The following is a 17247-nucleotide window of genomic DNA, read 5'->3' as shown; positions in this document are numbered from 1 at the left end:
GAGCGCCACCTCTCCCTCTGAGGGAGAGGTCGGCCAAAGGCCGGGTGAGGGAGCCTTCCCTTACGCACCGGCCCTTGCCTAACCCTAACTCCACAGGCATCCTCCCGCCATGCGCATCCTAGCCCCCCTCTTCGCTCTCGCCCTCCTCGCCCTGCCAGCAACCGCTCAGGAAACCTGGAGCGCCTACGAAAACCCCGCCTTCAACTATACCGTCGATATCCCGCCCGGCTTCGAGGGTCAGGGCGCTGACGCCAATGGTTCGGGCGAAACCTTCCTCTTCGATGGCCGCGTCGGTCGCCTCAAGATCTGGGCCTCGCCGCTCGGCGCCAGCGGTTTTGAAACCGAATCCTACGGCCAGCTCGCGTCCGACATGGCCTCCGGCTGGGGCGTCACCGAGCGCTCGACCACACCGACCTGGGCCACATGGTCCGGCGCCAAGAAGGATCGCGTGCTCAAGCAGCACATGATCGCTTTATGCGATGGCAAAGCCTATGCCGCGCTCCGCTTCGACTATGCCCAGACCGACCGCAGCAAATTCGACCCTCTGGTCGATCAGCTCGTCGCTTCCCTCAAGGCCGATTGCTGAGCCGCAACTAGCCCGGCATGGGCGATGATCTGCCGTGCCGCCTCCTGCGGTTCGATTTCCGACGTATCGAGATCGAACCGATTGGGATGCGTAACGCGCAGAATTTCCCTTGCCCTCGCGGCCAGTGCCCCGTCGACATCGGTCATTTTCAGCCGCGTTTCGCGCTCGGCTGACGGCACCCGCACCGCATGCGCCGCGTCCGATGCCCTGAGGATCACCGGCACAAACACCCCGCCCCGCTTCTCCGAAGTCGCGACGCCCTCGTCGAACGCCTCCCGATCCATCGGATCCTCTTCCATCAAGGCATTGGTCAGAACAAAGCTCGCCCGCTCCGGCGCGATCTCGGCCATCGCCGTCAGCGCCTGCCGCCGGATGATTGTGATCAAGTCCCAGGCCCGTTCCGGAATCTTCGTCCGCCCATCCTCGCGGATCAGCGAAAAGATGACATTGTTGGCGAGGTGATTGTCGAACACCCGCGCACCCGTCTGCGCCGCGATTTCCTGGGCGATCGTATATTTGCCGACCCCATAATGGCCGATCAGATAGATGATCGTGTTCCGCATCGGCCTCAATAGTCCTGCTTGGGCAGTTCGTCAGGATAGGGATAGCCGAGCGAGATCGACTGCACGCGCACATCGAGCGTTTTCAGCAGCGGTTCCGAAGACGGGACTGTCACTTCGCCCGAAACGGCGTCCACATTCAAATCCGAGGGATACTCATCCTTGGGCGCAAAGCGGATCCAGAAGCCGCAGCCATCCTCGGGATTGACAAGCCTGCCCTTCTCGAACACGGCATTGCCGCCATAATCCCACCAGAAGCCGCCGACGGTAAACGGCGCGCCATTGATCGCCTCGACCTCGGCCACGGTCATGCCGATGCGCACGCCCGTCGGCGTCTGCTGGCTGGGCGACAGATCGACCGAGCCGAGATATTCGAGCTTGTCCTCGTCCCACCAGCTGAATTCGATCACCCGCTGCGGATCGTCGGGATAGACCGTCGTCGCCATGAATTCCACGCCCTCGGCGCCATAGGCCATGCCGGTTTTGACGTTGTCGGTCCCAAACGTCTCCTTGACCAGCGCGTCCGAACTCTTGCGGCCATAGACGCCGTCGCAGGTGACGGTTTCTGCCGCAGACGGTTCGGCCTTGGCCTTTTCCTTGGCCGCAAGCGGCATGGTCGCAACCAGAGCCAGTGACAAAGCGGCAAATGACAAACGAGCGAACATGGCAAAATTCCTCCCAATCCCCGAGGCCCATTCTGTCCGAGCCTGCGCATGTCCGCAATTGGCGACTCGCGCTATGAACGGGGGCTGAAAAGGAGCCCGCCGATAATGGAAAAGATCAAATTCAGCCGCGAAGAGACCAAGGCCATCGTCGGCGAGATCCAGGATTATTTTCGCGAAGAGCTCGATCAGTCCATCGGCACCATCCCTGCGGAAATGCTGATGCAGTTTTTTGCCGAGCGCATGGGCAGCTATTTTTACAATCGCGGGCTTTATGACGCTCAGGCGCTGGTCAAAAAGCAGGTAGATAATCTCACCGACGAAATCTTTTCGCTGGAACGCCCAACAAATCACCTGCGTTAATGAGCCTTGCCAAGACCGGGTGCGCCGCACGAAACATGCGAGGCGCGCCCGACCGGGCCGATTCTCCCCTACGGTGTTTCAATGGGCCTCAATTTTCCCACCCTCGCCCCCATCGGGCTGCTGCTCGCGTCCAATCTCTTCATGACATTCGCCTGGTATTGGCACCTCAAATATCATGGTCTCGTGCTCTGGGTCGTGGTGCTGATCAGCTGGGGCGTCGCGTTCTTCGAATATTGGCTCGCCATCCCCGCCAATCGCATCGGCAGCGCCGTCTATTCGGCCGCAGAGCTCAAGACCATCCAAGAGGTCATCTCCCTTTCGGTCTTCGCGCTCTTCGCCGTCTTCTATCTCGGCGAAAAGCTGACCTGGAACCACGCCATCGGCTTTGCCTTCATCGGCATCGGCGCCCTCTTCATCTTCAAGGGCCCGCTCAAGTAGCCTGCCAGGACGGGAACGGATCAGGCAGCACGGTCCAGGCGTCGGGCGTCATCGTCCGCGCCGGCACGAGGCAGGCATCGAGTCGGCGGCGGATATCGGCCTCGTCCATCAGGTCGGTGCCGATAAAAACCAGTTCCTGGCGCCTGTCGCCCCAGATGGGATCAAGATAAGGCGCCATCGACTCCCGCCATTCCACACTGTCCGGCCAGCGCTGCGCAGGCACCGCTGCCCACCACATGCCCCGCCGCTGCGTCCGCACCAAAGCGCCGGCCTGGCTCAGTTCACCGACCAGATCAGGCCGCGTCGCCAGCCAGAAAAAGCCTTTGGCGCGGATCACGCCATGCCAGGCCGAATTGATGAACCGATCGAGCAGCAGCGGATTGAACGGCCGCCGCGCCCGATAGACGAACGAGCGCACCCCATATTCCTCGGTTTCGGGCAGATGATCCTTGAAGCCATTGAGCTCCTTGAACCAGAGCGGATTGGTCTCGGCCACCTCGAGGTTGAACAGTCCGGTATCGAGCACCTCATCCAGTGCCACCTGGCCGAAATCGGTCTCGACGATCTTCGCCGCCGGGTTGAGCGCCTTGATGATCGTCCGCGCCGCCTGCCGGTCTGCCTCCGGTGCGGTCGAGATCTTGTTGAGCACCACCACATCGGCAAATTCGATCTGCTCGACCAGAAGATCGACCAGCGCCCGCTCGTCGCCCTCCCCCGCCGTCTCGCCGCGATCGCGCAAAAAATCGGTCGAGGCATAGTCTTTGAGAAGGTTCGCGCAATCGACCACCGTCACCATGGTGTCGAGCCGCGTCACATCCGAGAGCGAAAAACCGCGCTCATCGCGAAAGTCGAACGTCGTCGCCACCGGTAGCGGCTCGGAAATGCCGCTCGATTCAATCAGCAGATAATCGAAACGGTTCTCGCCCGCGAGCCGCGTCACCTCCGCCAGGAGATCGTCGCGCAGCGTGCAACAGATGCAGCCATTGCTCATCTCGACCAACGTTTCTTCGGTCCGGCTCAAATTGGCGCCGCCATCGCGCACGAGCGCCGCGTCGATATTGACCTCGCTCATATCGTTGACGATGAGCGCGACCTTACGCCCCTCGCGATTGTTGAGAATATGGTTGAGCAACGTCGTCTTGCCGGCGCCGAGAAAGCCGGACAGCACGGTGACTGGGAGTTTTTTGGCACTTTGATGGTGGGGGGCCATGACAGTCTCCATTGGAGAAGACCCCGCCGCCGAGCCGGGCGGCAGGGCATAAATTTAGTGCTGAGCGCCGGAGCCGCCGACGGCGACGATCGTATAGGGCGCGCCCTCGACGGGGATATCGCCGGAAATGGCAAAGCCTGCGATATCGACGAGGTGCACCAATCCCCTGAGCGGATCGGTCACGGCGACCTTATCGCCGACCACTGCCAGTCGCGGCCGCGGCAGACTCCATTCGCCATCCATCGAATAGGGCTCGGTCACCTTGAGCGCCTGGGTCAGCTCACCCTTGACCACGTCGAGCTGCCGCAAGAAGCCGTCCTCGGTAAAAATATAGGCAAGGCGCGGCCGGCCGGGATCGGTGACAAAATGCACTCGTCGCGTCGGCAACTCGACCAGGCGATAGGGCTCAGCCTCTGCCGGGTCGATGATCACGACCTTGTCCGGCCCATAATTGCCGAGGAAATATTGCATCCCCTGCCCGCCGACGAGCGTCGTCGTCTTGCCGTCCGGAAGCCCGGCATAATCGAGTTTCTTAACCTCCGGCGCGCCTGAGCCGGAGACGACCAGCACGCCATCACCGCAACCGATCGTCAGCAGATTGCCTGATGCCGCCTCGCCATGAAGGTCCGGACAGGCATAGGTTTCACCCACTTGCTCGCCCCTGGCATCGAGCACATTGAGCCCCACGCGCGGCTTCTTTTCGTCTTCGGCATTGGCCGTCGACACCAGCGTATAATCGCCCCACGGCACTGCCAGCCCATGATGCGCTGTGCCGCTATCGAGCTGAGCCGGCGTCACCGTGCCTTCATGAACCCACTGCCCGGCGTCGAAGAGATCGACCTTCCCCGACCCATCGAAAAACAGCGCCACCTTGCCATCATGCTCGACAAAGTGCGCCGGCTTTTCGCCCGTGATCACCGCATCCACCAATGAAGGCGCCGAAACCGCGATATCGCCGTGGTCGCCATGATCTTCGAACGCGATACCGGAGCGAATAGCCGAGACCTGATTGCCGGCGCCCTGCACCGCAAAAACCGCATCGCCCGATGCACTGGCATAAAGCGATGCGGGGCTCTTGAGGGCAAAACTATCAAGCACCTCCCCGCTCAACGCATCGATCGCCGTCACCTTGCCCTCGGCATGATCGCCGACGAACAACCGCCACGCGGTGACATCATCGGCCAAAACCGGCCCCGTCAGTGCCGTGGCAAAAAGCAGGGGAGCAAAAAGAAATCGCATGTCATTTTCGTTATGTTAGAACGTAACTATTGGGTTTGTAGGCGTGCGAAAACCCGTCCGTCCCAAGGGACAGATGGATCATCTGCGAAATGAGAGGAAAGGCCGGCGGCTTAAATCGCCACCGGCTCATAATCTAGTGGTCAGCCGAGGCAATCAACGAGGCCGGTCGCAAGCCCACGCAGCAAGTTGGCGTAGAGATCGGGGCCTTCGGTCAGCGCGCTGCCTTCCGGATCAAGCACGCCGGCCTTGGCATTGGTGCCCTCGATGATCGTCTTGACAATCGTCGGCTCGAAATTAGGCTCGGCAAAGACGCAGGTCGCGCCAAGCTCTTGCACCTTGGTGCGCAACTGATCGACCCGCGCCGCGCCGGGCATCACCTCGGGCGAAACAGTGATCGAGCCCGCCACATCAAGCCCAAAGCGCTTTTCGAAATATTGGTAGGCGTCGTGGAAGACGATGAACGGCTTGTCCTTCACCTCGATCAAACTGGCATTGATTTCGGTCTCGAGCGCACCAAGCGCCGCTATTTCGGTCTCGGCATTGGCATTGTACTTTGCCGCATTGTCCGGGTCTGCCGCCGACAACACCTTGGCAATATCGATCACCATCAGCTTGGCATTTTCCGGATCGAGCCAGAAATGCATATCCCCTTCGCCCTCTTCATGGGCGTGGTCATGCTCTCCGTGCTCGTGCCCTTCTTCGGCGTGCTCGTCGCCATGGGAATGATGCTCGAATGCCCCGCCCTCGCGCACCGGCAGGAGCGTAATCCCCTCGGCATCGGCGAGCTCGACCGTCTCGGCTTTGGTCGAGAGCGTCTCGAGCGCATCGGCAAGGAACAGCTCCATCCCATGCCCGGTCCAGAACACGATATCGGCATTTTCGAGCGCGGCAGCATCGGAAGGACGCAGCGAATAGGTATGCGGCGATGCCGATCCCTTGACGATCAGGCCGGGCTCGCCCACCCCCGCCATCACCGCCGCCACCAGCGAGTGGACAGGCTTGGTCGAGGCCACCACATTGGGTACGGCCAAGGCCGTGCCAGTCAACATCAGGCTCGTCAGAGCCACAAAGGGAAGAAGCCGGGTCATGTCAGACACCTCTTGTCGGCAGGATCATGCGCAACAACATGTTATATTATTACGCTTGCGGCGGTGTTATGCTATAACGTAAATCTCAGCGTCAAGAGCACAGTTGGAAAGTTTCATGAATATGCGTGCCAAGGGCGAAACGCTGATCACGCTGGCTGGTGCCGGCGTGCGGAGCGGTGGCCGTGTCCTCGTCGAGGGCGTTGATCTGTCAATCTCCCGCGGTGAGATCGTCACGTTGATCGGCCCCAATGGCTCGGGCAAGTCGACGACCGCCAAGATGGCAACTGGCGTCTTGAAGCCGACGACCGGCACGGTCACGCGCAAGCCGGGCTTGAAAATCGGCTATGTCCCGCAAAAGCTCAGCATCGACTGGACGCTCCCCCTGACGGTCGAGCGCCTCATGACTTTGACCGGCCGTTTCTCTCGCCCCGAAATTGAATCCGCCCTCGAAGCCGTCGGCGCCCGCCGCCTCCTCGGCGCAGCCGTGCAGGAGCTGTCGGGAGGCGAGTTCCAGCGCGTGCTCTTTGCCCGCGCCATGATCCGCAAGCCCGATCTTCTCGTCCTCGACGAGCCCGTCCAGGGCGTCGATTTCTCCGGCGAAGTCGCGCTTTACGAACTCGTCCGTCAGATCCGCGACGTCACTCAGGCCGGCATCCTGATGATCAGCCACGACCTTCACGTCGTCATGGCCGAAACCGACACCGTCATTTGCCTCAACGGCCACATCTGCTGCCGCGGCACCCCCGCCGCCGTCAAACGCAGCCCCGAATATCTCGCATTGTTCGGCACCCGCGCTGCCGAAACCCTGGCAATCTACGAGCATCACCACGATCACGAGCACCACGACGATGGCTGTGTGGTGGGCAAGGGTGGCAAGCACGACCATCATCACGAGCATGCGGGGCATCATCATGGGTGAGCGCATGCGCGTGTTGCCCCACCCCCTCCCATCCTCCCCCATCAAGGGGGAGGTTTCGGGCCGGTGGCTCTGGTCAGATGTTGCCCAGCACTCGATCTGCACCTCCCCCTCGATGGGGGAGGTTGGGAGGGGGTGCTCCCACGTACCAGCGCGGCAAGGAGTCCTCCATGCTCACTGATTTCTTCTCCCGCGCCATCGCCGCCGGCATCGGCCTTGCCTTCGTCACCGGCCCGCTCGGCTGCTTCGTCGTCTGGCGCCGCATGGCCTATTTCGGCGATACCATGGCCCATTCGGCCCTGCTCGGCGTCGCCATTTCGATCCTCCTCTCGATCAACATGACCCTCGGCGTCTTCGCCGTCGCCGCCATGGTCGCTGGCGCCCTCCTTCTGCTCCAGCGCCAGAACACGCTCTCGACCGATGCCCTTCTCGGCATTCTGAGCCACTCGTCCCTCGCCGTCGGCCTCGTCCTCGTCGGCTTTCTCACCCAGGTCCGCATTGATCTCATGGGCTTTTTGTTCGGCGATATCCTGGCCGTCTCGATGGACGACATCATCATCATCTATGCCGGCGGCGCCGCGATCCTTGCGCTTCTCGCCTTGAATTGGCGCCCGCTCCTTGCCGCCACAGTCAGCCCAGAACTGGCCGAAGCCGAGGGGCTCAATCCCGAGATCAGCCGCATCCTTCTCATGCTGCTTATGGCCTCGGTCATCGCCATCGCCATGAAGCTCGTCGGCGTGTTGCTGATCACCTCGCTTCTCATCATCCCCGCCGCCACCGCGCGTCGTCTCAGCCCTACGCCCGAAATCATGGCGCTGGTTGCTGCGGGCCTCGGTGCAGTCTCCGTGGTCGGCGGCTTGTATGGGTCCCTGACCTGGGATACCGCTTCGGGACCATCCATCGTCGTGGCGGCCCTACTCATTTTCCTCGTTTCGCTTGCGGTGCCGACCGCACGATTGTTCGGCAGGAGAGAATCTCATGGCACATAGCCACGACATGCCGACCGACCTGACGCGTAATCAAGAACTGGTGCTTGGTACGTTGACCGCATCGATGGGTCCGCTCAGCGCCTATGATATTCTCGACAAGCTGCGCGCCGATGGCCTCCGCGCCCCGCTCCAGGTCTATCGCGCGCTCGAAAAGCTCGTCGATCGCGGCCTTGCCCACAGGCTTGAATCGCTCAACGCTTTCGTTGCTTGCGCCGATACCCATTGCCACCGCAAAGGCCTCATCGCTTTCGCCATCTGCGAAAGCTGCGGCAAGGTCGACGAGTTCGCCGACGCGGTCATCGAAGAGCGCCTCGGCGCCTGGGCCGGCAAAGAGGGTTTCAAGGTCGAACGCACCACCATGGAAATCCGCGGCCGCTGCGCCGAGTGTTTGCAGAAGGCGGCATGACCGTCAGGGATCTTCCCGCATCATCGGCATGCCGGCAATCACCGGCAGCCAAGGCTCGCGCCTGACGCACCAGCCCTCGACCTGAGGCTTGATGTCATTGGGCGCATCGTCGAGAGACCCGAGGTAAATCTCGACGCCCTCTTCATTGCGATTGAAAAGCCGCGATCCACAGGTCGGGCAAAATGAGCGCCCCTCATAGGTCTCGACCTTGCCCTCAGAGCTGAACTGATGGCTGAGCCAATCAGCATAGGCGAGAAACGACGTCCCCGTCACCTTGCGGCAATCGGCGCAGTGGCAAAGCCCGGATTTGAATGGCGCGCCGCGCACCTCATAGCGCACCGCTCCGCAAAGACACCCACCCGTCCGCACCACTTCCGCCATCACTCATCTCCAGACAATTGCCGGGGACAAACTCGGGGACGCGGCGGAAAGTTCAGTCTGCTGTACCAAACGTGAGAAACCGTACCGCCGCCGCGCCATAGGTCCGCTCGTCGTCGAGCGCGAATCCCTCGGGAACGGTCACCGCCGCGTCGGCGCTTTCCTCCCAGACCAGTGTCGCGCCAGGCTTGAGCCAGCCATTGGCCGCCAGTTCCGCCATCGCCTTTTCACCCAGCCCCAACCCATAGGGCGGATCGAGGAAAACGAGATCAAATTGCCCAAACGTGCCCGGTGCCCCAAGCGCCGTCGCATCGCGCCGCAAGAGTTTGGTGATCCCCGCCACGCCAAAAGCCTGGATATGATCGCGCACCAGTCCGCGCGATTCCGCGCCGGTATCGACAAAGGTTACATGCGCCGCGCCGCGCGACAGCGCTTCGAACCCAAGCGCGCCGGTCCCGGCAAAGAGGTCGAGCACCTTCAGGCCCTCGAAGACCGGTCCCAGCCGCGACCCCAAAATATTGAACATGCTTTCGCGCACGCGGTCAGCCGTCGGGCGAATGGAATCGTCCGACGGTGAATTGAGCTGCTTGCCGCGAAATTTGCCGGCAACGATCCGCACCGCTTAACCCCGCGGCCTGCCGCCACCAGGCCGGCCACCCGTTGGACGGGAGCCACCTGTCGGACGCCCACCACCCGTGGGACGCCCACCACCCGTGGGACGGCCACCACCGGCGGGACGACCTCCAGTCGGTCGGCCGCCACCTGGATTCCCACCAAACGGCTTGCCGCCGGGACGGCCACCGCTAGCAGGCCGGCCACCTTCGGGCCGGGCGCCGCCAAAGCTCTTGCCCGCGGGGCGACCACCCTGTGGGCGGCCCTGACTTGGCCGGTCATCGCGGCGCGGACCACGATTGTCGTCGAACGAACGCTGCGGACGATCCGAACGCTGCCCCCGCTCCGGCCGATCGCCAAACGAGCGTGCGGGCTTGTCGCCATAGGAACGCTGCGGACGATCGCCGCGGCTTGGACGATCCTCGAAGCTGCGAGCCGGCTTGTCCCCAAAAGACCGAGCCGGACGCTCGCCGCCACTGCGCTGTGGGCGCTCTCCACCGCCAAAGCCGTGGGCTGGCTTATCGCCAAAGTTACGCTGCGGGCGCTCCCCACCGCCAAAGCTGCGCTGCGGGCGTTCGCCGCCGCCACGCCGCTCATCATCGCGCCGCTGCGGACGCTCGCCAAAGCTGCGCGCGGGACGCTCGCCACCCTCGGAGCGGCTGCGTTGCGGCCGATCCCCATAGGGCTTGTCGCCGTAAGGCTTGCGGTCGCCATAAGGCTTCTTGTCGCCAAACGACTTCTTCTCGCCATAGGGCTTCTTATCGCCAAACGACTTCTTGTCGCCGTAAGGCTTCTTGGCGCCAAACGACTTCTTGTCGCCAAACGATTTGCGATCGCCTTCCGGCTTTTCTTCGCGCGGTGCGCGGATAGGGGGGCGGCCATAATTGCTCGCCGGTTGATCATCGGGATCTACGCGGCCCCGGCCCGGACGATCCGGCCCCTTGGGTTCATATTCTTCCGGCGCCCGGCCATCGTCGTCAAAGTGAATCCGGCGCGGCCGCACCGGGCGGTCCTCGTCGCGATCATCGAACCCAGCGCGCGTTGCAGGCTTGCGGAAACCGCGGCTGCGCGGGCTTTCGCTCATGGCGCGCGGTGGCGGGAACAGGCCTTCGGGCATTTCGCTGTCGAAGTCGACATTCGCGGCTTCGGCCAGCTTCTTGCCCAGCTGGTCCTTGAGCATCTTGGCCTTGACGACCTCGATCGCGCCTTCCGCGAGATCACCAAGCTGGAACGGACCATAGGACACGCGGATGAGGCGATTGACCTCAAGGCCGAGCGCGCCGAGCACGTTCTTGACTTCGCGGTTCTTGCCTTCGCGCAAACCGACGACAATCCACATATTGTGGCCCTGCTCGCGCTCGATCGTCGCTTCGATCGGCCCGTAATTGACGCCTTCGACGGTGATGCCATCCTTGAGCGCATCGAGCTGCGCCTGGGTGACATAGCCATAGGCGCGCACGCGATAGCGGCGCAGCCATCCGGTGGAGGGCAGTTCGAGAATGCGCTTCAGCCCGCCATCATTGGTGAGCAGCAGCAGGCCTTCGGTGTTGATATCGAGCCGGCCGACAGTGACGACGCGCGGCAGACCCTGTTCGTCGAGCGCTTCGAAAATCGTCTTGCGCCCTTCGGGATCCTTCTCGGTCACCACGAGCCCGGCAGGCTTGTGATAGAGCCAGACGCGCGTGCCCTGGCGTTCAGCCAGCGGCTGGCCGTCGACGGTGATCTTATCGCGGCTCGTCACGTTGAAGGCTGGGGTGATGACCTTCTTGCCGTTGACGGTGACGCGGCCGGCGGCGATCCAGCCTTCGGCATCGCGGCGCGAGCAGAGCCCGGCGCGGGCCATGACCTTGGCAAGACGGTCGGCGGTTTCGGGTTTTGGTGTGTCGCTCATGGAGAGGACTTTCATGACATGCGGGACCCATTATGGGCGGCGCGGAGAAAGCGAAAGGCGGCCGGGTCATCCGGCCGCCCAGAAGGCAGGAAGCTCGCTGCGGAGCTTAGTTTTGCAGCGTCGTTTCCGAGTTGGTCAGCTTGGCGCCGGGACCGGTGCTGAGCTGGCTGGCGCCCGGACCGGACGTGCGCATGGCGCGACGGACTTCGTCGGGGCAGCGCGCATCGCTGAGCGGCACCAATTCGCCATTTGCCGTGCGGCAAACAAGGTTCGCGTCGCCGACGCGCGTGAAATATTCATCCGGTGGCAGATAGAGCGGACGCTCGGCCGCCGAGGAAACCTGCATGCCGGCAGCGCTCATGCGCGCCGTCAAGGAGCGAGCCTCTTCCGCCGTCAACGGGCGACCTCCCAGAGAGCGCAGATCGACCACCTTGGCATTGCGCAGGCGCTGAATATCGGCCTCGCTCATTTTGCTCGTATCGACGCGCACCGTATCGCTATTGGCGGGCAATTGAGCCGTTGCCACTTCCGTCGTCGGCGCCGGCAGGCTCGCCGTGTCGCGCGGCAGCGCCAGCGGCGCACGTGGCTTGGTCAGATCTTCCTTGGGCGCATCGCCGGGAATAAGGCCCACACCGCGCGCCGTCGTGTTCAACACTTCGCGTTCAAAGGTGCCGGCATCGGTCAGCGCATTGGTGCCTTCCACCGTCGTGCACGCGCCAAGGGCAAGCGTTGCGACGAGGGCTAGGCCCGCCAACACCGCACGCGCCGGGGCCGAAATGCGGCTCTGGTGGCCGGTCAATCCAATACGCATGAAACGTCCCTTACGATAGTGGCGGCGCTTATACCGCATTTCTGCCCCTAAGGCCAGATTTGGGCAGCACAATGATCGCGCAGCGTTAAGTGGCTGGCGTGTGGCGCAGCCGCCCCACCCCCAGCGCATCGAGCAGCAGCAGGATGACGCCGAGCGTGATCGCCACATCGGCGATGTTGAAAATATAGAACGACCACGTTCCCCAGTGGAAGTGGAAGAAATCCGCCACCGCGCCATAGATCAGCCGATCAAGCGCATTGGATAGCGCCCCGCCAATGGCAAAACCGAGCCCCAGCCTCACCAGCGGGGCATTGGTCCGCCACCACCAGATCGAGAGCCCTACGATCGCCACCATCATGATGGCCCCGAGTGCCCAGACCGGCAGCCCATCGAGCAGCCCATAGGAAATGCCGGTGTTCCAGACGAGCACATAATCGAAGAACGGCGTCACCGGCACGATCTCGCCGCCCCGCCATCCCGTCATCGAAAACGGGATGAAGTTGGAAAAAACCGACACGCAATTGGCCTGCCCCAACGCATAGCAATCAGCCGCGATATGATAGCCCTTTTGCGCCCGGTCTATGCCGAAGGCGAGTACGGCGACGAGGAGCGAAAGGTAGACGGACCGGATCGAAAACTTGTTGATCATCATGTGAGCGCCCCTTCCCAGCCTCCCCCGCAAGGGGGGAGGTGCAGGCCAGCGTAAATGGCACAGTCCAGCAACAAACGCGATGCGGCACCCTCCCCCTTGCGGGGAGGGTTGGGGAGGGGGACGGGAGCCACTGAGCTCAAATCCCCGCCGCCGCCAGTTCGCGCAAGGCCTGAGCATCGCGCAGCGTCACGTCCGGATATTCGGCATCCGTCCCAACTTCGGGCAACACCTTCCAGGACCGGGCACAGCGCGTCCCTTCGGCCAGAGCCGGCGTCACCGCAATGCCCGGCACGTCATCGAGCTTGAACGCTTCGGCCGGACCGTCCGCCTGCTTCACGACAACAGCCGAGGTGATCGCAATCTCGGCCAGGTCCTGGCCTTCGAGCGCATCGATATACCGCGCATCTGCGATGAACACGGTCGGCGCGGCCTCCAGCGACGAGCCGATCCGCTTCTCGCGCCGCTCAATTTCGAGCGACCCGGTCACGACGCGGCGCACCGCGCGAATAAGCTGCCATTTGCTCGCAAGCTCATCATCGAGCCACTCGCCCGGAATCTCGGGGAACAAGCGCAAATGCACCGATTCCATCTCGCCCGGATGCCGTTCGAGCCAGCACTCTTCCATGGTGAACACCAGGATCGGCGCCAGCCAGGCCGTCAGCGCGTTGAACAGATGATCGAGCACGGTCAGCGCCGAGCGGCGCTTCACCGAAGAGATCGGATCGCAATAGAGCGTGTCCTTGCGGATATCGAAGTAGAAGGCCGACAGCTCGATATTCATGAAGTTGGTCAGGAGCGACACAACCCTGCGATAATCGTATTCCTTATAGGCCGTCCGCACCGCGCCATCGAGCTGCGCCAGACGGTGCAGCATCAGTCGTTCGAGTTCGGGCATGTCGCGGAAGTCGACGACGTCTTCCTTTTTGAAATGCGCGAGATTGCCCAGCAGCCAGCGCAGCGTATTGCGCAGCTTGCGATAGCCGTCGACCGTGGTCTGGATGATTTCCTTGCCGAGCCGCAGATCCTCGGAATAATCCGAAGACGCCACCCAAAGGCGTAAAATATCGGCGCCGTATTGCTTGATGATGTCCTGCGGGGCAACGGTATTGCCCAAGGACTTGCTCATCTTCTTGCCTTCGCCATCCATGGTGAAACCATGGGTGAGAACGCTGTCATAGGGCGCATAGCCATTGGTCGCGCACGATTCGAGCAGCGAGGAATGGAACCAGCCGCGGTGCTGATCCGAGCCTTCGAGATACATCGAAGCGGGGAATTTGAGGTGCGGCCACTTCTGCTTGTTGCGCAAGACGAAGGCGTGGGTCGAGCCGGAATCGAACCAGACGTCGAGCACGTCGGTCACCATCTCGTAGTCGTCGGCCTTGCGGCCCTCGCCAAGATAGCGTTCGGCAGCACCCGGCTTATACCAGGCGTCCGCACCCTCTTCTTCGAAGGACTGCGCGATGCGGTGATTGACCGCCTCGTCCCGCAGGATTTCGCCGCTTTCTTTATGGACAAAAACCGTGATCGGCACGCCCCAGGCGCGCTGGCGCGACAGCACCCAATCGGGGCGGTCGGCGATCATCGCCCGGATCCGGTTCTGCCCGGCTGCGGGATAGAATTTGGTCTTGTCGATGGCGCGAAGCGCACGCACGCGCAAAGTGTCGCCTGCAGCACCCTCGATGTCCTTGTCCATATAGACAAACCATTGCGGCGTGTTGCGATAGATCACCGGCTTCTTGGAGCGCCAGGAATGCGGATATTGGTGCTTTACGCGGCCACGGGCGATGATATTGCCGTGCTCGGCGAGCGCGGCGATCACCTTGTTATTGGCGTCGCCCTTCTTACCATTGTCGTCGATGACGCGCGCGCCATCAAAGCCCGGTGCGTCCTTGGTGTAAAAACCATCGTCGCCGACGACATAGGGGATCGTCGGATCGATACCGCGATCCTGCAACAGGCGCGTCGATTCCATCCAGATCCCGAAGTCATCGAGACCATGGCCGGGCGCGGTATGCACAAAGCCGGTACCGGCGTCGTCGGTCACATGCTCGCCATCGAGCAGCGGCACGTCAAAGGAATAGCCGCCACCAAAGCCGCGCAGCGGGTGATAGGCCGCAATGCCTCCGAGCACCGCAGCAGGCACTGTCTGCAGTCGCACCGATGCCGCTACCTTGGCCTTGGCAAAAACTTCGGCCGCCAGCTTGTCGGCGATGATCAGCTTGTCGCCCACCTTGGCCCAGTTTTCAGCCGGCGCTTCGGTGATCTCATAAAGGCCATAGGCGATCTTGCTCGAAAACGAGATCGCGCGGTTGGCCGGGATAGTCCATGGCGTCGTCGTCCAGATCACGACGCTGGCCCCGGTCAGGTGCTCGCGATGCGCGATGACGTCATCGGTGTCCTTGCCGTCGACCGTCTGGATGCGCGAAACCGGGAACTTCACCCAGATCGTATCGCTCTCATAATCGGCATATTCGATTTCGGCTTCGGCCAGCGCCGTGCGCTCGACCACCGACCACATCACGGGCTTGGACCCGCGATAAAGCTGGCCCGACATCGACACCTTCATCAGCTCGCGCGCGATCTGCGCTTCGGCGTCAAAGCTCATCGTCAGGTACGGGTTGTCCCATTCGCCCAGGACGCCGAGGCGCTTGAATTCCTCGCGCTGGATATCGACCCACTGCTCGGCAAAGGTGCGGCATTCCTGGCGGAATTCCACCACCGGAACTTCGTTCTTGTCCTTGCCCTTGGCGCGATACTGCTCTTCGATCTTCCATTCGATCGGCAGGCCGTGGCAATCCCAGCCTGGGATATAGGCGGCATTGTGCCCCAGCATCTGCATGGATCGGGACACCATATCTTTCAGCGTCTTGTTGAGCGCATGCCCGATATGGATATTGCCGTTGGCATAAGGTGGGCCGTCATGGAGCGTAAACAGCGGCCGGTCCTTGGCCTGCTCGCGCTGCAGCGCATAAATATCCATGTCCTGCCAGCGCTCGAGCCAAATCGGCTCACGATCGGGCAAGCCCGCGCGCATCGGAAACTCGGTTTCGGGCAGGAAGAGCGTGGCCGAATAGTCTTTTTCGGTCGCGCCGGGAGCGGTGTCGGTCATGGATCGGCGTTTCGTTCAGAAGAAGTGCGCGCCTTTTAGCAAGGTGGGGCCCATGGGGCAAAGGGTGATTTGCCTTCAGCCGATCAGCGGCAGGAGACGTTCGCGCGTGATGGCGCCGATATCGCCAAAAAGGTCATTGCCCAACCGCATGGCCACACCCCGCGCATGGGAAGATGCCGCATCGTCGCGATAGGCCGCTTCGATCACCCCCGCGATGTCGTCCGCCCTTGTCATACTAGGCCCGATGATGCTGACCGGCGCCAGCGCAGCCGCCTTTCTGGCATGAAAAAGATGCTCGAGATGCTGCGGGATGGCAATTTGCCCCAGGCCCATGCCGAGCGCGAGGCACAGCGAACCATGCTGTCCCGAATGGATCATCAGCCGCGTGCGCCGGCCGATATCCTCAACCGGCACTGGCGCCGGCTCGACCACAATACCGGCCGACGCGAAGCGCATTTTCGTCTCTCCATCTTCGCCTGGGAGGAAGGCGCGCACGGGCAGCCCAAGGCCCAAGACCGCGTCGACAAGTGCTTCGTTTTCGGTCTCGCTCGTTGAAAAATAGACAAAGATCTCGTCGCCGCTCCCGTCAGGCCGCGGCAATTTTTCATTGAGCGGCGGCAGTAGTGGCGCCGCTCTCATCCCATCATAGGGATCAAGGCCCGCAATAGTGCGCGGCATGGCGCCTCCGCCGCTATAAATATCGGAGAGGTGTTGCAGCGGCGCGGACCCAAAATGCCGGAGTGCGCGGTTCACCGCGTCGAGCAGTTCGCCCTCGTCATAGATAGAAATGGCATATTCAGGCAGCAGCACCGGAAAACGCTCAAGCCCACTGGGTGGCACGGAGTAACCCGTCCCAACGGCGATAGAGGGAATGCCGGCAATCAGGGCGGCCAATTGCGCGCAGGGCGCAAAATCGGCCACGACCAGTCTGCTCTGCCGGGCCCTGATTACCGCGAGCCACCAGCCGATCTGGGTGATCAGGAATTGCGGATCCCAAAAATTGAGATCGCCGAGAAAATCGCCCCAGGTTGCGGTGTGCGGATTGCCCATCGCCTCGCGTCTTGCCCGGTTCGGCCAAAGCCGGGCTCCGGCAAAGACGCCGTCGCAAAAGGGCGCGATCTCTGCCGCATGCTCCATGCGGCAGAGGGCGGCATCGCAAATGGCGGCGGCGCCGAGTGCTTCTGCAATGACCTTTGACGTCACCACATGGCCGCGCCCGGCGCCGCCTTCCCAGGCAAGGAGGACACGCGGCGCCATGGCTCAAGTCGCGTAGCAGGACCCGCAGGCACACGGATCGGGTGCTGGCGGCGGTGGCGGTGGGGGTTCGACGACCGGGG

General features: G+C 62.4%; 18 protein-coding genes. 6 read left to right on the top strand and 12 right to left on the bottom strand.

The window, feature by feature from the left end; all coding sequences use genetic code 11:
• Positions 1–109: 109 nt before the first annotated feature.
• A complete protein-coding gene (locus ASG47_RS05765) occupies positions 110–586 on the top strand; it encodes a hypothetical protein (protein WP_061907776.1) in 477 nt (158 codons plus the stop codon).
• Here the strand turns inward: ASG47_RS05765 and ASG47_RS05760 are convergent.
• Positions 553–1149: a hypothetical protein gene (locus ASG47_RS05760; protein WP_061907775.1), complete on the bottom strand. Its 597-nt coding sequence runs from the start codon at positions 1147–1149 to the stop codon at positions 553–555. The genes ASG47_RS05765 and ASG47_RS05760 overlap by 34 nt on opposite strands.
• Before the next feature lie 5 nt (positions 1150–1154).
• Positions 1155–1811 (bottom strand): hypothetical protein, encoded by a 657-nt coding sequence (locus tag ASG47_RS05755; RefSeq protein ID WP_061907774.1) that lies wholly within the window; start codon positions 1809–1811, stop codon positions 1155–1157.
• A 105-nt stretch (positions 1812–1916) separates the two neighbouring features.
• Between ASG47_RS05755 and ASG47_RS05750 the strand changes: the two genes are divergently transcribed.
• Together ASG47_RS05750 and ASG47_RS05745 are read left to right on the top strand one after the other, a co-directional pair.
• Positions 1917–2171 (top strand): DUF2164 domain-containing protein, encoded by a 255-nt coding sequence (locus ASG47_RS05750; protein WP_061907773.1) that lies wholly within the window; start codon positions 1917–1919, stop codon positions 2169–2171.
• Positions 2172–2252: 81 nt separating this feature from the next.
• Complete coding sequence (locus ASG47_RS05745; protein WP_061907772.1) at positions 2253–2609, top strand: DMT family protein; 357 nt, start codon at positions 2253–2255, stop codon at positions 2607–2609.
• On the opposite strand, the gene ASG47_RS05740 is transcribed toward ASG47_RS05745, so the two are convergent.
• The 3 genes from ASG47_RS05740 to ASG47_RS05730 form a co-directional block, all read right to left on the bottom strand.
• Entirely contained in the window at positions 2602–3819 is a 1218-nt protein-coding gene (locus ASG47_RS05740) for a GTP-binding protein (protein WP_061907771.1), read from the bottom strand. The two genes, ASG47_RS05745 and ASG47_RS05740, sit on opposite strands and share 8 nt — an antisense overlap.
• Positions 3820–3873: 54 nt before the next feature.
• The gene (aztD, locus tag ASG47_RS05735; protein ID WP_061907770.1) at positions 3874–5058 is read right to left on the bottom strand and encodes a zinc metallochaperone AztD; all 1185 of its coding nucleotides are present in this window, start codon (positions 5056–5058) and stop codon (positions 3874–3876) included.
• Between the two features lie 140 nt (positions 5059–5198).
• On the bottom strand, positions 5199–6146 hold the full coding sequence (locus ASG47_RS05730; RefSeq protein ID WP_061907769.1) for a zinc ABC transporter substrate-binding protein: 948 nt from the start codon (positions 6144–6146) through the stop codon (positions 5199–5201).
• 115 nt (positions 6147–6261) lie between these two features.
• Here ASG47_RS05730 and ASG47_RS05725 point away from each other — a divergent pair, with 115 nt between their 5' ends.
• The 3 genes from ASG47_RS05725 (at position 6262) to ASG47_RS05715 (ending at position 8457) form a co-directional block, all read left to right on the top strand.
• Positions 6262–7065 carry an ATP-binding cassette domain-containing protein gene (locus ASG47_RS05725; RefSeq protein ID WP_061907768.1) on the top strand — a complete coding sequence of 268 codons (804 nt, stop codon included), beginning with the start codon at positions 6262–6264 and terminating at the stop codon, positions 7063–7065.
• Between the two features lie 167 nt (positions 7066–7232).
• Positions 7233–8051, top strand: a complete 819-nt coding sequence (locus tag ASG47_RS05720) for a metal ABC transporter permease (RefSeq protein ID WP_061907767.1) — start codon at positions 7233–7235, stop codon at positions 8049–8051.
• Complete coding sequence (locus tag ASG47_RS05715) at positions 8041–8457, top strand: Fur family transcriptional regulator (protein WP_061907766.1); 417 nt, start codon at positions 8041–8043, stop codon at positions 8455–8457. The genes ASG47_RS05720 and ASG47_RS05715 overlap by 11 nt, the downstream gene beginning before the upstream one ends.
• Before the next feature lie 3 nt (positions 8458–8460).
• Here ASG47_RS05715 and ASG47_RS05710 read toward each other — a convergent pair whose 3' ends face one another.
• The 7 genes from ASG47_RS05710 to ASG47_RS05680 all read right to left on the bottom strand — a co-directional run bounded on the left by ASG47_RS05710 (position 8461) and on the right by ASG47_RS05680 (position 17167).
• Positions 8461–8838 (bottom strand): GFA family protein, encoded by a 378-nt coding sequence (locus ASG47_RS05710; protein ID WP_061907765.1) that lies wholly within the window; start codon positions 8836–8838, stop codon positions 8461–8463.
• A gap of 52 nt (positions 8839–8890) precedes the next feature.
• Positions 8891–9454 (bottom strand): 16S rRNA (guanine(966)-N(2))-methyltransferase RsmD, encoded by a 564-nt coding sequence (gene rsmD / locus ASG47_RS05705; RefSeq protein ID WP_061907764.1) that lies wholly within the window; start codon positions 9452–9454, stop codon positions 8891–8893.
• A 3-nt stretch (positions 9455–9457) separates the two neighbouring features.
• Positions 9458–11338, bottom strand: coding sequence for a pseudouridine synthase (locus ASG47_RS05700; protein WP_061907763.1), 1881 nt, complete (start codon positions 11336–11338; stop codon positions 9458–9460).
• A 106-nt stretch (positions 11339–11444) separates the two neighbouring features.
• A complete protein-coding gene (locus ASG47_RS05695; RefSeq protein ID WP_062630150.1) occupies positions 11445–12149 on the bottom strand; it encodes a hypothetical protein in 705 nt (234 codons plus the stop codon).
• A gap of 85 nt (positions 12150–12234) precedes the next feature.
• Positions 12235–12801 (bottom strand): signal peptidase II, encoded by a 567-nt coding sequence (gene lspA / locus ASG47_RS05690; protein ID WP_061907761.1) that lies wholly within the window; start codon positions 12799–12801, stop codon positions 12235–12237.
• Positions 12802–12937: 136 nt separating this feature from the next.
• Positions 12938–15910: an isoleucine--tRNA ligase gene (gene ileS / locus ASG47_RS05685; RefSeq protein ID WP_061907760.1), complete on the bottom strand. Its 2973-nt coding sequence runs from the start codon at positions 15908–15910 to the stop codon at positions 12938–12940.
• A 75-nt stretch (positions 15911–15985) separates the two neighbouring features.
• Positions 15986–17167 (bottom strand): hypothetical protein, encoded by a 1182-nt coding sequence (locus ASG47_RS05680; protein ID WP_061907759.1) that lies wholly within the window; start codon positions 17165–17167, stop codon positions 15986–15988.
• Positions 17168–17247 lie beyond the last annotated feature (80 nt).

It is taken from the genome of Devosia sp. Leaf420 (assembly GCF_001425445.1).
Lineage (GTDB): Bacteria > Pseudomonadota > Alphaproteobacteria > Rhizobiales > Devosiaceae > Devosia.
Note: the sequence above shows the minus strand (reverse complement) of the source record. Positions and strands in the feature narration are given on the sequence as shown.

Excerpts from the sequence above, each read along its gene's own strand:
- ileS (WP_061907760.1), bottom strand. The coding sequence starts at position 15,910 with ATGACCGACACCGCTCCCGGCGCGACCGAAAAAGACTATTCGGCCACG.
- ASG47_RS05740 (WP_061907771.1), bottom strand. The coding sequence starts at position 3,819 with ATGGCCCCCCACCATCAAAGTGCCAAAAAACTCCCAGTCACCGTGCTG.
- ASG47_RS05745 (WP_061907772.1), top strand. The coding sequence starts at position 2,253 with ATGGGCCTCAATTTTCCCACCCTCGCCCCCATCGGGCTGCTGCTCGCG.
- ASG47_RS05680 (WP_061907759.1), bottom strand. The coding sequence starts at position 17,167 with ATGGCGCCGCGTGTCCTCCTTGCCTGGGAAGGCGGCGCCGGGCGCGGC.
- ASG47_RS05730 (WP_061907769.1), bottom strand. The coding sequence starts at position 6,146 with ATGACCCGGCTTCTTCCCTTTGTGGCTCTGACGAGCCTGATGTTGACT.
- ASG47_RS05765 (WP_061907776.1), top strand. The coding sequence starts at position 110 with ATGCGCATCCTAGCCCCCCTCTTCGCTCTCGCCCTCCTCGCCCTGCCA.
- ASG47_RS05710 (WP_061907765.1), bottom strand. The coding sequence starts at position 8,838 with ATGGCGGAAGTGGTGCGGACGGGTGGGTGTCTTTGCGGAGCGGTGCGC.
- aztD (WP_061907770.1), bottom strand. The coding sequence starts at position 5,058 with ATGCGATTTCTTTTTGCTCCCCTGCTTTTTGCCACGGCACTGACGGGG.
- ASG47_RS05760 (WP_061907775.1), bottom strand. The coding sequence starts at position 1,149 with ATGCGGAACACGATCATCTATCTGATCGGCCATTATGGGGTCGGCAAA.
- ASG47_RS05715 (WP_061907766.1), top strand. The coding sequence starts at position 8,041 with ATGGCACATAGCCACGACATGCCGACCGACCTGACGCGTAATCAAGAA.
- lspA (WP_061907761.1), bottom strand. The coding sequence starts at position 12,801 with ATGATGATCAACAAGTTTTCGATCCGGTCCGTCTACCTTTCGCTCCTC.
- ASG47_RS05725 (WP_061907768.1), top strand. The coding sequence starts at position 6,262 with ATGAATATGCGTGCCAAGGGCGAAACGCTGATCACGCTGGCTGGTGCC.
- ASG47_RS05720 (WP_061907767.1), top strand. The coding sequence starts at position 7,233 with ATGCTCACTGATTTCTTCTCCCGCGCCATCGCCGCCGGCATCGGCCTT.
- ASG47_RS05750 (WP_061907773.1), top strand. The coding sequence starts at position 1,917 with ATGGAAAAGATCAAATTCAGCCGCGAAGAGACCAAGGCCATCGTCGGC.
- ASG47_RS05755 (WP_061907774.1), bottom strand. The coding sequence starts at position 1,811 with ATGTTCGCTCGTTTGTCATTTGCCGCTTTGTCACTGGCTCTGGTTGCG.
- ASG47_RS05695 (WP_062630150.1), bottom strand. The coding sequence starts at position 12,149 with ATGCGTATTGGATTGACCGGCCACCAGAGCCGCATTTCGGCCCCGGCG.
- ASG47_RS05700 (WP_061907763.1), bottom strand. The coding sequence starts at position 11,338 with ATGAGCGACACACCAAAACCCGAAACCGCCGACCGTCTTGCCAAGGTC.